The organism is Bradyrhizobium sp. (genome assembly GCF_047605465.1).
GTDB lineage: Bacteria > Pseudomonadota > Alphaproteobacteria > Rhizobiales > Xanthobacteraceae > Bradyrhizobium.
The window spans coordinates 47,266-60,670 of the sequence record NZ_JASGFS010000029.1; the positions used below are offsets into that span (position 1 = coordinate 47,266).

Annotated in this window: 10 protein-coding genes; 3 read left to right on the forward strand and 7 right to left on the reverse strand. The window is 65.4% G+C overall.

From position 1 onward, the window contains the following. Positions 1–38 precede the first annotated feature (38 nt). The 7 genes from QM712_RS21095 to QM712_RS21125 form a co-directional block, all read right to left on the reverse strand. The gene (locus tag QM712_RS21095; RefSeq protein WP_415025072.1) at positions 39–602 is read right to left on the reverse strand and encodes a redoxin domain-containing protein; all 564 of its coding nucleotides are present in this window, start codon (positions 600–602) and stop codon (positions 39–41) included. A 31-nt stretch (positions 603–633) separates the two neighbouring features. Further along, the gene (locus tag QM712_RS21100; protein WP_415025073.1) at positions 634–1,332 is read right to left on the reverse strand and encodes a cytochrome c biogenesis CcdA family protein; all 699 of its coding nucleotides are present in this window, start codon (positions 1,330–1,332) and stop codon (positions 634–636) included. Between the two features lie 453 nt (positions 1,333–1,785). Then, entirely contained in the window at positions 1,786–2,397 is a 612-nt protein-coding gene (locus tag QM712_RS21105; RefSeq protein WP_415025074.1) for a sigma-70 family RNA polymerase sigma factor, read from the reverse strand. A 392-nt stretch (positions 2,398–2,789) separates the two neighbouring features. Continuing rightward, positions 2,790–3,530 carry a response regulator gene (locus QM712_RS21110; RefSeq protein ID WP_415025075.1) on the reverse strand — a complete coding sequence of 247 codons (741 nt, stop codon included), beginning with the start codon at positions 3,528–3,530 and terminating at the stop codon, positions 2,790–2,792. After that, a complete protein-coding gene (locus QM712_RS21115) occupies positions 3,527–5,272 on the reverse strand; it encodes a DUF3369 domain-containing protein (RefSeq protein ID WP_415025076.1) in 1,746 nt (581 codons plus the stop codon). Before QM712_RS21115 ends, QM712_RS21110 begins: the two co-directional genes overlap by 4 nt. Then, positions 5,242–7,272, reverse strand: a complete 2,031-nt coding sequence (locus QM712_RS21120) for an ATP-binding protein (RefSeq protein WP_415025094.1) — start codon at positions 7,270–7,272, stop codon at positions 5,242–5,244. Before QM712_RS21120 ends, QM712_RS21115 begins: the two co-directional genes overlap by 31 nt. Before the next feature lie 54 nt (positions 7,273–7,326). Continuing rightward, entirely contained in the window at positions 7,327–8,322 is a 996-nt protein-coding gene (locus QM712_RS21125; RefSeq protein WP_415025077.1) for a TRAP transporter substrate-binding protein, read from the reverse strand. A gap of 224 nt (positions 8,323–8,546) precedes the next feature. On the opposite strand from QM712_RS21125, the gene ugpB reads away from it, so the two are divergent. From ugpB to QM712_RS21140, 3 genes are all read left to right on the forward strand, one after another. Further along, positions 8,547–9,872, forward strand: coding sequence for a sn-glycerol-3-phosphate ABC transporter substrate-binding protein UgpB (gene ugpB / locus QM712_RS21130; RefSeq protein WP_415025078.1), 1,326 nt, complete (start codon positions 8,547–8,549; stop codon positions 9,870–9,872). A 278-nt stretch (positions 9,873–10,150) separates the two neighbouring features. After that, on the forward strand, positions 10,151–11,107 hold the full coding sequence (locus QM712_RS21135; protein WP_415025095.1) for an aminoglycoside phosphotransferase family protein: 957 nt from the start codon (positions 10,151–10,153) through the stop codon (positions 11,105–11,107). A 455-nt stretch (positions 11,108–11,562) separates the two neighbouring features. Further along, a complete protein-coding gene (locus QM712_RS21140) occupies positions 11,563–13,185 on the forward strand; it encodes an ABC transporter substrate-binding protein (protein ID WP_415025079.1) in 1,623 nt (540 codons plus the stop codon). Positions 13,186–13,405 lie beyond the last annotated feature (220 nt).

The following is a 13,405-nucleotide window of genomic DNA, read 5'->3' on the forward strand; positions in this document are numbered from 1 at the left end:
CGGCGGCAGGAGGGATCCCGACGCGTCTCCGCGCGGGTTCAGCTATCGGCGCTCAGCAGCCGGCCGATGGTGCGGTCGATCTGGTCGTAGCTGCCTTCGCCCTCGTGCTGGAACACGATCTTGCCGTTCTGGTCGATGATGTACTGCGCCGGCCAGTATTGATTGCGGTATGCGTTCCAGGTCCTGGATTCGTTGTCCTGCGCCACCGGATAGGTGATGCCGTGGCGCTTCAGCGCGGCCTGCAGATTGGAGGCCGAGCGCTCGAACGGGAATTCCGGCGTGTGCACGCCGACCACGACGAGACCCTTGTCCCTGTACTTGGCGTAGAGGTCGGTGACGTGCGGCAGCGTGTTGACGCAGTTGACGCAGCCATAGGTCCAGAAGTCGACCAGCACGACCTTGCCGCGCAGGTCGGCGATGTTGAGCGGCTTCGAGTTGAACCAGTTGCTGATGCCGGCGAATTCGGGCGCGCTCTCGTTGTTGGCGGCGGCCGCGACGACCGGAACAGTGCGAGCGGCCTCGTCGCAGATGCCGGGGATCACGGCGCCGGTCACGGCCATGCCGATCAATGCGGCGGAGACGGCGAGCAGTTTGAAAGTCATGGAAACGTCCTCCGGTGAAGATGGGGGATGATCACAGGCCGATCCGGCCGGTGGGGTAGAACTGGGTGAGCCACGCCACGGCCAGCGTGTCGTATTGGAAGTAGGCGGCGAGCGCGAAGGCGATCACGACGAGGCCGAAGCCTTGCTGCAGACGCGGAGAGATACGTGAGAGGCTGCGCACGCGCGTGGTCGCGGCCTGTCCGCCATAGGCGATCGCCAGCATCGGGATGGCCGCGCCGATCGCGTAGGCGATCAGCAGCGTTCCGGCCCAGGCGGCGTTTCGCGAGGTTGCGACCAGCGTCAGGATCGAGCCGAGCACCGGGCCGGCGCACGGCGTCCAGACCAGGCCGAGCGTGGTGCCGAGCACCAGGCCACCGAATGCGCCCTCGCGCTGCGTGGCGCTCGCTGCGCCGAGATCGAGCCAGCCGTTGAGGCGCATCGACAGCCATTCGAACGGCGCCGGCCACAGCATCAGCAAGCCGAAGCCGAGCAGCAGGATCGAGGCGGCTTCGCGCAGCACGTTCGGATCGAAATCGAACAGGCGCGTGATCGCGCCGAGCAGCAGCGCGGTCGCGGAGAAGGAGACGACGAAGCCGAGCGCGATCATCGCCGGACGCAGATGACCCGCGCAGCCGATCGAGGCGCCGAGCAGGATCGGCAGCATCGGCAGCGTGCACGGCGCGGCGATGGTGAGAATGCCGGCGAGGACGGCGAAGATCAGGTCGAGCATCGAAGGGGCCTCGTGAATGGGATCACGAGGTTGTTTCGGGCGGCGTGCGCCGGCCGTTACAGGCCGTCACGCGCTCGTGACGGGAGGGAATTCGCAGAGGTCGTGATGCCCGGGCTTGTCACTCCTGCGGAGCCGAAGCCCTTTCGGCGGGGCGAAAGCCTGTGCATCCACGTTCTCCGCGCCGAGCGGTGGAGCGTGGAGCCGGCCATGACGCTGTTGAAGCGGTGCCCGCATCGTATCGGCCCCCCAGACACAAAACGACCCGGAGGGGGGCATCCCGTCCGGGTCGTTGGAGGTCCTGGGAGGTTTAAGCAAAACCGTATGTGAGCTTTATAGGGATGAAGTTTTTCCGCCTGATGTTGTGCTTTGTTTCAATTGTTTCGTCGGCGGTAACACTTCCGTGTCCCGGGGAAGGGCCGGGTCTCCGGCCCTATCCCCTTGAAATCCTTGGTCTTAGGCGGCGAAACGGTCGACGCCGGCGCCTTTAAGCAAATCGGCGAGTTGCTTGCGGGCATAGAACATCCGGGTCTTCACCGTGCTCTGGGGGATGCCGATGATCCGGCCGACTTCCTCCACCGACTTCTCATGGTAGTAGACGAGATTGATGATCTCGCGATGCGCGGGCGACAGCTTGGCGACGCAGGCGCGCAGGATGGCGCTGGTGTCGTTGCGGTCGAGCGAGGTCTCCGGCGTGTCGGAATCGTCCGGAATCTGGCGCACGTCCTCCTGGTCGATGTCCTCGAAGCGGCGCTGGCGCATCGCGGTGAGCGCCTTGAAGCGGGCGATCGAGAGCAGCCAGGTCGAGACCTGCGAGCGGCCCTGGAACTGTCTTGCCGTGCGCCACACGTCCAGGAACACCTGGCTGACCAGATCTTCCGCCGTGGTGGCGTCGCGCACGATCCGCAGGATGAAGCGGTACACGCGCACGCTGTGACGGCAATAGAGGATGTGCATGGCCGTCCGGTTGCCGTCGGCAATGCTTTCGAGAAGCATGTCGTCCGAGGTCGCCTGAGCGGCAATGATGCTCTGGCTGGCTTGGGCGTTGATGGCGATGACGTTCGGCATTGACCTAGCTCCCCGGTGCGCCGCAACCGGCGGCGTTTCCTTGAGCCAAATTGTTAATGAGCCAACGTTTCGGGACGTCTGCACCAAAAGCGGAAAATGGTTTCGTGCGCGGTCAAATTGTTTCGTCGCGACGGGGGCGACGAAACATTCGGGACAAAAAATCGTGGAGTTTCAATGTACGGGAAATACGGGGGTAGTCGCACAGGGAGCGGGAACGAATCACGGGAGCTCGCGTTCCCGGCGGACAAAGCGTCGTCCCGGCGCGGGCCGGGACCCATGGCCGCTGAGCCTGGTTTTGGCGAAGGTGCGGGGGGTGACCAGCCTCGTATCGCAGCGTCTGCGCGGCGCATCGGTCCTGGCTTTCGCCAGGACGACGATGGGGATGGCGCGGTCTACGCCTTCTCGCCGGCGGGCGAGAACAGGTAGCCGCCGCCGCGAATGGTGCGGATCACGGCGGGCTTTGTCGGGTCGGGCTCGATCTTGCGGCGGATGCGCATGATGCGGAGATCGACGGCGCGGTCGAACGCTTCGGCGTCGCGCGCATTGGCCAATTCGAGCAGGCGCTCGCGCGACAGCACGCGCTTGGGATTGGCCGCGAACACCTTGAGCAGCCCGAACTCGGAGGCGGTCAGCGGGTGCTCGTTGCCCTCGTCGTCGCGCAGCGCCTGGGCTTCGAGGTCGAGCCATTTGGTGCCGAAGCGCACCAATTGATCCTTGTCGGATTTCGCCGCGGCCGCAGTGTCCGGCGCCGCCGCCTTGGCCGGCGCGCTCCGCCGCAGCACCGAGCGGATGCGGGCCATCAATTCGCGCAGCTCGCAGGGTTTCGCCACATAGTCGTCGGCGCCGAGCTCGAGGCCGACGACGCGGTCGATCGGGCTCGCGGTCGCCGTCAGCATGATCACCGGCACGTTGATGCGGCTCTTGAGGTCGCGGATGATCGAGAGACCGTCCTCCTCGGGCATGTTGAGATCGAGCACCACGAGATCGGGCATGCCGCCGTCGATCGCGGTGCGCAACGACTTGCCGCCGTCACACAGCGTCACGGTGAAGCCGTGCATCTTGAGATAGTCGCCGACCATCTCCCGGGCCGGTGCTTCATCGTCGACGATCATGATGTGGGGGCTTTGGGTCATGATATCTCGGTCGCCGGTAGCGTGATGGTGAAGGTCGAGCCCTTGCCGGGGCCAGCGCTCTCGGCGGTCACCTCGCCGCCATGCATGTCGATAATACGCTTGACGATGGAAAGCCCAAGCCCGGTCGAGCTCTCGCCGGCGGTCGGCTTGGCCGAAAGCCGCTGGAACCGGCCGAACAGGCGGCCGATGTCCTCGGGCGACAGGCCCGCGCCCTCGTCGTTGACCCGGACGATGGTGTCGTTGCCCTCATGGGTGACGGCGACGTCGATCCTGCCGCCGATCGGGCTGTACTTGATGGCGTTGCTGATGAGGTTGTCGATCGCCTCGCGGATGCGGTCGGTGTCGCACATGGTGACGATGTTCGACGGCGCCGTCACGGTGATCGTCTGCTGCTTGTTGACGGCGAGCGGCTGGTTGGCCTCGGAGACCTCCTTGACCAGGGCCGCGACGTCGACCGGCTCGCGGCGGATGGTGATGTCGAAGGCGTCGGCCATCGCGTCGGAGATCAGGTGGTCGACCATCGTGGTCAGGCGCTTGGTCGCGTCGCGGATGTGGTCGACCTGGGCGACCACGCCGTTTGCCGTCGCGCCGGTCGAGATCAGCTCCTTCAGCATCTCGGTGCGGCCGAGGATTACGCCGAGCGGATTCTTCAGGTCGTGGGCGACGGTGCCGAGGATCTCGTTCTTGAAGCCGTTGGCGCGCTGCAGCCGCAGCCATTGCGCCGAGAGGCGCCGGTTGGCCTGCATCAGCGCGCGGGTGCGCTGGGCGACGCGGTCCTCGAGCTGGGTGTTGGCGTCCTGGAGCTGCTGATAGAGGATCACGTTGTCGAACGCGATCGAGAGCCGGCTGGAGAAGATCTCGACCAGCGAGCGGTCGGTTTCGGACAGCTCGCGCTCGGCCTGCAGCAGCACCACGACCTCGCGGCCGGAGCCGGTGCGCAGATAGATCACGCTGCGATGGTCGGCGAATTCGTTCTTGCGGCGCTGGAACGCGGCCTCCACCAGCGAGCGCAGGTCCGGATCGAGCGCGCGCGAGGAGGTCGTGCCGATGAAGCGGCTGTAGCACCCGCTGCCGGCGAGCACCGAGAGCTCGGGGTCCATGCCGCCATTGTCGCGCAGGACCAGTATGCCGGCGCAATCGACATTGAGCAGCGAGGCGAGCTGGGTCAGCACGCCCTCGGCGAGCCGCTGCATCGACTTGAAGTCGTACAGCGTCGAGGCCGCGTCGATGATGATTTCGAGCCCGCGCCGGGTCTGAACCATGCGCTCTAGCTGCTGGTAGGAGCGCAGCGCCGCGGTCAGCGAGGTGAACAGCTTGTCGGCGGTGAGCTCGGTCTTAGCCTTGTAGTCGTTGATGTCGTACTGCACGATCACGCGCCGTTCCGGCGCCTGGCCGGGCTGTCCGGTGCGCAGGATGATACGCACCGTCTCTTTCCGCAGCTCGTTGCGGATGAATTCGACGAGCTCGAGCCCGGCGACGTCCGTCTCCATGATGACGTCGAGCAGCACGGCCGCGACGTCGCGGTGCTCGGCCATCAGCTTGCGACCTTCTGCCGCGGAATAGGCGGAGAGGATCTCCAGGCCCTGGCCGTTCAGGGTGTAGTCGGACAGCGCGAAGCGGGTGCCGTCATGGACCGCCGGATCGTCGTCGATGACGGCGATTTTCCATTTCCGGGTGTCCGTATCCTCCGACGCGGTACCGGTATCGTCGATCAGGTGGAGGACATCGTCCTGTTCGGCCATTGAGAAGTCCCGTCAGTCTCAGTGCTTTGCGCGCCGCCCTTGGCGATGCGGGGCATGATAATCCGAAAAGTAGTGCCTTGTCCCAGCTTGGATTCCAGCATCATCCGCCCGCCGAGCTGCTGGGTGACGAGGTTATAGACGATATGGAGGCCGAGTCCCGTGCCGCCTTCATTGCGCCGCGTCGTAAAGAAGGGGTCAAAGGCCTGGCGCTGCACGTCGGGGGTCATGCCGGCCCCGTCGTCGGCGAAGATGATCTCGATGTCGTCGCTGCCCCGCGGCCGCGCCGAGATCGAGATGGTGCCGGGGCGGCCGTCGGCGAAGGCATGGGTGGCGGCGTTGAGGAAGAGGTTGGTCAGGATCTGGCCGTAGGAGCCCGGATAGCCGTCCAGCAGCAGCCCCTCGGGCACGTCGACCTGGAGCGTGGTCGGCGAGCGCTTCAGCACCGGGCGCAGGCTCGCGATGATCTGGTCGGTGGCTTCGCTCAGTGAGAATTGCCGGCGCTCGGCATGCGAGCGGTCGACCGCAACCTGCTTGAACGACTGGATCAGCTCGCCGGCGCGCTGCAGATTGCCGACGAGCTGCTGCGAGGCGTCGCGCGAGGCCTGCACGAACTCCTCGAGCTGCGAGCGGCGCAGGCCGCCGTCGCCCTTCAGCTGCGCCTCGAAGATCTCGCTGCGGCGGGCGAAGCTGGAGGCCACCGTCAGGCTGATGCCGATCGGGTTGTTGACCTCGTGGGCGACGCCGGCGACGAGGCCGCCGAGCGCGGCGAGCCGTTCGGCGTCGATCAGGTTCTGCTGCGCGGTGTTGAGCTCGAACAGCGCGCTCTCGGCCTTCTCCTTGGCCGCGCGCAGCTCGTCCTCGGTCTGGCGCTTGGCGATGGCGTTCTCGCGGAACACCTCCACCGCCCGCGCCATGGCGCCGACCTCGTCGCGCGCCTTGATGCCCTGCACCTCGCGGTCGAGGTCGCCGAGCGTGATCGCGCGCATCGCGGTCATGATCTGCTGCAGCGGCAGCCGGATCGACAGCGCGATCAGCACGCCGGCGGTCAGGATGATGCCGAGGAAGATCACCGCGATCGACAGCACCCGCCGCGAGATGTTCGAGAGCGTGCGGTCGAACGTCTCCTGCGCCTTCTGCTCGCGCTGGCGCATCTTGCTGGAGAGCTCGTCGATGGCGCCGATCGCCTCGGCCTGGCTGGCGTCGATGGTGTTGCGCAGCAATTCGGTGCGGCTGGCGAGCTGCTCGGAGAGTTTGGCGAATCCCTCGCGCAGTGCCGCGGTGCGGGTGGCGAGCCGTTGCAGCGCCATGCGCTGGAGGTCGTTGTCGGCGAGGTCGATCATCACCGGGATGGTCGTCTCGATCGTCTCGGTGTTGCGGCGGGCGTCCTCGGCTGCGCCCGGCGACAGCGACAGATAGTAGGAATTCGCCGCGACCAGCATCGCGGTGAAGGCCTCGCGTGACTTGCCGAGCGAGGGCCAGATCAGCGCGTCGCGGTGGCCGGTGGCGCCCTCGATGATGGAATAAAGGCCCGCCATGTCCTTGGCCGGGCCCTGCACCTGCTCCTCGTAGGTCTTGGCGATCGTCGCCTGCACGCCGCGCAGCTCGCCGAAGCCGTTGAGGAAGCGTTCGGTGGTACGCTCGAGCTCCTCGACCGAGCCCGCCAGCATCGGGTCCTTCGCGGCGCGGTCGGTCAGCGTGCCCAGCACCGCCTCGCGCAGCAGCAGGATCTCGGCGAACAGGTCGGGGCTCGGCTGGTTGATGTAGCGGTGGATCAGGTTCTGCAGTCGCCCGGTCTCGCTTTCGAGCAGCGCCAGGATCTTGTCGGACTCGCGCACCTGGCGCACGTCGTCCCAGGCCGAGCCCAGCACCTGCGCGCCGTTCCAGATCAGCCCCGCCAGCACCACCACCACGGCGGAGTTCAGCGCCGCGATCGACAGGATGCGCCAGCGGATCGGCACGGCGCGCAGCGCGCCGACGATGCGCGCGCGCAGCCGCCCGATCGGGCCGGGCAGCCTGTCCGCGAGATCGCTGTGTCCGGGTGCAGCCAAAAAGCTTCACTCCACCTTGCGAATGCGTTCGATCAGCGCCGCGGTGGCCGGATCGCGCGCGGCCCTGGCGTAGATGCCGGCCATGGCGTCCTCGAACGGCTTGCGGTCGATTGTCTTGACGATGATGACGCCGGCGGCCTCCGCCTTGCGCTGCGATTGTTCCTCGAGGTCGCGCCACTTCTCGCGCATGAAGCGGCTGGAGCGCAGCGCGGCCTCCCTGAAGATCTTCTGGTCGTCGTCGGAGAGGCTCTGCCAGGCCTTGAGCGAGATCACCAGCACCTCCGGGCTCATCGTGTGCTCGGTCAGCGTGTAATAGCCGGCGTGCCGGTAATGATCCGTCGTCACGAAGGATGGCCAGTTGTTCTCCGCGCCGTCGATCAGGCGGGTCGTCAGCCCCGTGAGCACCTGCCCGTAGGGCAGCTCGACCGGTTCGGCGCCGAGCGAGCGGACCATCTCCGACATCAGGTCAGATTGCTGCACCCGGATCCGCAGTCCGTTGAGATCGGCGACGCTCTTCACCGGGCGGACGCTGTTGTAGATCGACCTCGCCCCGGAATCGTAGAAGGCGAGCCCGACGAAACCGTAGGGCTCGAAGCTGTCGAGGATCTCGGTGCCGATCGGACCGTCCAGCACCTTCTGCATGTGTTCGATCGAGCGGAACAGGAACGGCATGGCGAGCACATTCATCGCTGGGACGAAGTTGCCGATCAGCGCCACGTTGGTCCGGTTGAGGTCGATCGCGCCGGCCCGGGTCTGCGCGATCGTCTCCTTCTCCTCGCCGAGCTGGCGCGAGTGAAACACCTTGATCTCGTGCCGGCCGCCGGTGCGCTCGGCGATCAGGGCGCCCATGTAGCGCAGCGCCTGGACGGTCGGATAATCCTCGGCCTGGGTGTCGGCAGCGCGAAACTCGCGCGCAATGGCGCCCGTCGCGCATATGGCGAGCAGAAGCGCGACAAAAACCACTCCGGTCCGCGAGAGTTCGGCACGGCTCAACACTTGCACACTCAACCCCTCGGTGATGGAGTCTATGGCGGGAGCAAAAGGTTCAACGCAATCTATCAGAAGGTCGCGAGAAGGCTATCCTGCGACGGTGGTCGCGCGCGGCGATTGTGCGGCGCGGCTGATTGTCGTTCCTGATTGAATCCGCACATGCGTCGCTTTAAGCAGGTAGGGCAAGGGTCGCCTCAAGGGTCGCCTTTTGTTCGCGCGAGACGGGATCATCGGTCGTGACTTCAGCATGGCGCCTTCTGCAGGTCGTTGCCGCCGCGGCGGTGCTCGCGTGGAATTGTCCGGCGCGGGCGGCCACCGACATCGCGCTGTGGCACGCCATGTCGGGCGAGCTCGGCCGGCAGCTCGAGAAGCTCGTCTCCGACTTCAACGCTTCGCAGCCGGATTACCGGATCGTGCCGAGCTACAAGGGCAACTACACCGAGACGGTGACGGCCGCGATCTTCGCCTTCCGCTCGCGCAGCCAGCCCGCGATCGTCCAGGTCAACGAGGTCGCCACCGCCACCATGACCGCGGCCAAGGGCGCGATCTATCCCGTCTTCACCCTGATGCGCGACGAGAACGAGCCGTTCTCGCTGGCCGATTACCTGCCCGCGGTCTCCGGCTATTACACCGATGCGGCCGGCAATCTGCTGTCGTTCCCGTTCAATTCGTCGACGCCGATCCTGTACTACAACAAGACCATGTTCCGTGACGCGGGGCTCGATCCGGAGAAGCCGCCGCAGACCTGGCCCGAATTGGGCGTCGTCGCCAAGCGCCTGCGCGATCGCGGCGTGGCATGCGGCTTCACCACGTCGTGGCCGTCCTGGATCCACATCGAGAATCTCTCCGCCTTCCACAACCTGCCGCTGGCGACCCGCGCGAACGGCTTTGCCGGGCTCGATGCCGAATTGACCATCAACAATCCGGTCGTCGTGCATCATGTCGCGCGGCTCGCCGAATGGCAGAAGAGCAAGGTGTTCGACTATAGCGGTCGCGGCCAGTCGGCCGAGCCGCGCTTCCAGAACGGCGAATGCGGCATCTTCATCGGCTCGTCGGCGACGCGCGCCGACATCAGGGCGAATTCGAAGTTCGAGATCGGCTACGGCATCATGCCGTATTGGCCGGACGTGCGCGACGCCCCGCAGAATTCGATCATCGGCGGCGCCACGCTGTGGGTGCTGCGCGACCGCCCGCGCGAGGAATACAAGGGCGTGGCGCGGTTCTTCTCCTATCTGTCGCAGCCCGGCGTGCAGGCGGCCTGGCACCAGAACACCGGCTATCTGCCGATCACCCGCGCCGCCTTCGAGCTCACGCGCGCGCAGGGCTTCTACGATCGCAATCCGGGCTCGGCGATCTCGTTCGAGGAGATCACGCTGCACCCGCCGACCGAGAATTCGAAGGGCATCCGGCTCGGCTCCTTCGTGCTGATCCGCGGTGTGATCGAGGACGAGCTGGAGCAGGCCTTCGCGGGTCAGAAGGGCGCCCAGGCCGCGCTCGACTCCGCGGTCGAGCGCGGCAACAAGCTGCTCCGCCAGTTCGAGCGAGCCGGTCCGGACCGGTAGCGATCCGTGTCATCAGGCCTGTCAGCCTTCGCGCGCGACGTGCGTTTTCCCTCCCGCCTGACAGGGAGGGCCATCCGGATGAACAAAGACGTCGCCGAGAGTTCGCCCGCGGCGATTCTCCGAGAAGCCCGCCTGCGGCGGGCCCTCAGGATGAGGTCCTGCTTCGCGGTAAAATGCCAAACCCTCATGGCGAGGAGGCCGCCGAAGCGGGCGTCTCGAACCATGCGGGCCGGGAATGTATGGCGGCCTCCCACCAGCGGCAGAAATGGGCAGCGCGAATGACCGACGCTTCATCGCAAGGTTTTCCGGTTTTCACCGATGCGGAGAGCTTTCTCGCCTGGCGCTCCGATCCGCCGCGATGGCTTCCGGTCGCGACCGACATCGCCCGCCATCATGGCCTTGACGGTCCCGCGCGGGTGTTTTCGACCGGCACCAATCTCGTCGTCGGGTTCGGCGACCGCGTGATCCTGAAGATATTCCCGCCGCTCCTGCGCGCGCAGTTCGTCTCCGAACGCGGGTCGCTGACGCAGCTCAAGGGCCGTCTTCATCTGCCGATCCCCGAGATCGTCGCCGAGGGCGAGCGGGGCGGCTGGCCTTATCTCGTCATCACGCGCCTTGACGGCACGCTCGGATCGGAGGTGTGGCCCGCGCTGGCTGAAGACCAGAAGGAGCGCGTGCTGCGCCAGATCGGAGAAACCATCGCGGCCGTGCAGCGCGCGCCGCTCGGGCCTCTTGCGGAGATCGAGCCGCGCTGGGACGAGTTCATGCGGCGGCAGATGCAGGGCTGCAGGGCGCGCCATGAACGTCTCGGCCTTGCGCCGAAATTCCTCGCCGGCCTCGACGATCTCCTGCGTGACGCCGCCGGGCTCATTCCGATGGACGCGCCGCCGGTGATCCTGATCGGCGAATACATCCCGGAGAATTTCCTGCTCGCCTGCCGCGGCGATCAATGGTCGCTCGCCGGCCTGTTCGATTTCGGCGACGTTCTGGCGGGATGGCGCGACTACGATCTGCTCGGGCCCAGCGCTTTCATGGCGGCGGGCCGGCCGGGCCGGGTGCGCAATCTGCTCGCGGGTTTCGGCTATGCTAAGCCCGATTTCGCGCTCAAGCGGCGATTGATGGCGCTGATGCTGCTGCACCGCGCCAGCGACCTCAACAGTCACGTCTGTATCGATGGCTGGCAGGGGAAGGCGAACGATCTGGTCGAGCTGCAGGAGTTGATCTGGCCGGGGTGAGAGCTCCACCCAAGCTGTCATCGCGAGCGCAGCGAAGCAATCCGGACTACTGCAGCTGAAAGACTCTGGATGGCTCGCAATGACGCGTTCGGGGGCGAATTCCTGTGATCCCGGGACGGGATGTTGCGAAGATTCGGGGCCGCCGGCTCCCATAACGTCGTCTTCCGGGACGTGACGGGTTCTGGCGTTCGCCATGGCTCCGGCAAAAGAGGCGCCGTTCGGCTCCAGATACGACTGCTGTCAAATTAAGCTGCGCGTTGTTGTAGGTTAATTATTAGTCAAATTATGATTATTGTATGCAGATGAGCGCCTTGCCCAAGATTGATGCAATCGGTCTGATTTTGGTAATACCGTTATAAATCAATAGCTTGATCCTCGATTGGGCGAGGCCCAAGCCTTGGCACGAACCTTGCGAAGTCTGTTCCAACCAGAAAACCCTGCGTTGGAGTCTTTGCATGAAGCGTCGCGATTTCCTCAAGTCCGTGTCCGGGTTGGCCGCTGGCGCGGCGCTTCCCGCCATGCCGTCGGTGATCTCCTCGGCCTATGCCGACGCGCGCTCGGAGACGCTGCTGATCGTTTCGGAAGGCGGGCCCAACAATCTCGACATCCATGGCGTCGGCACCAACGTGCCCGGCTATGAAGTGTCCTGGAATTGCTACGACCGCCTGATCAGCCACGAGATGAAGAGCGGCCCCGGCGGGGTGCCCTATTACGACCGCGACAAGTTCAAGCCGGAACTCGCCGAGGAGTTCAAGATCGACGACATGTCGGTCACCTTCAAGCTGCGCAAGAACGCCAAATTCCATGACGGCACGCCCGTCACCGCCAAGGACGTGAAATGGTCGCTGGACCGCGCCGTCAGCGTCGGCGGTTTTCCGACCTTCCAGATGAGCGCGGGCTCGCTGACCAAGCCTGAGCAGTTCGTCGTGATCGACGACCATACCGTGCGGGTCGACTTCCTGAAGAAGGACAGGCTGACGATCCCCGATCTCGCCGTGATCGTTCCCTGCGTCGTCAACTCCGAACTGGTGAAGAAGAACGCGAGCGAGAAGGATCCCTGGGGTCTCGAATTCACCAAGCAGCAGACGGCGGGCTCCGGCGCCTACAAGGTGACGAAGTGGACCGCCGGCACCGAAGTGATCATGGAGCGCAACGACGACTGGGCCTGTGGTCCCCTGCCGAAGATCAAGCGCGTGATCTGGCGCATGGTGCCGCAGGCCGGCAACCGCCGCGCCTTGCTGGAGCGCGGTGACGCCGACATCTCCTACGAGCTGCCGAACAAGGACTTCCAGGAGATGAAGGCGAACGGCAAGCTCAACGTGGTGTCGCTGCCGTTCTCCAACGGCATCCAGTACATCGGCATGAACGTCACCAAGCCGCCCTTCGACAACCCGAAGGTTCGTCAGGCCGTGGCCTATGCGCTGCCGTACCAGAAGATCATGGACGCGGTGATGTTCGGGTTGGCCAATCCCATGTTCGGCGCGCCGGCCGACAAGCCGACCGAAGTCGCCTGGCCGCAGCCGCACAAATACAACACCGACATGGAGAAGGCGAAGGCGCTGATGACGGAAGCCGGCTACGCCAACGGCTTCGAGACGACGATCTCGTTCGACCTGAATTTCGCCGGCGTCAACGAGCCGCTCTGCGTGCTGGTGCAGGAGAGCCTCGCGCAGATCGGCATCAAGGCCACCATCAACAAGGTGCCCGGCGCCAACTGGCGCACCGAGCTGAACAAGAAGGAGATGCCGCTCTTCACCAACGTGTTCTCGGGCTGGCTCGATTACCCCGAATACTTCTTCTACTGGTGCTATCACGGCAACAATTCCGTCTTCAACACCATGAGCTACAAGTCGGCGGAAATGGACAAGCTGATCGACGGCGCGCGCAACGCGGCGGCGATCGGCGACACCGCGACCTACGATGCCGACGTGAAGGGCTTCGTCGATCTCGCCTACACCGACATCCCGCGCATCCCGCTGTACCAGCCCTTCGTCAACGTCGCGATGCAGAAGAACATCAGCGGCTACCAATACTGGTTCCACCGCCGCCTGGACTACCGCGCGATGGCGAAGGGGTGAGACCTCATGGGTCAGGTGAGCACGCTCTTTGGGCTCCCTTTCCCCTTGTGGGAGAGGGTGGCTCGCCGCGCAGCGGCGAGACGGGTGAGGGGTAGCCACGAACACCGACCTCGCTTGGAGCCACCCCCCTTACTAGCCCACCACCGCAAGGGGGGAGGGAATGCATCGGCGAGCGCCGAGCCGTTCTTGCCGGTGAGCGACAATGTCGCCTTCGCGTCGA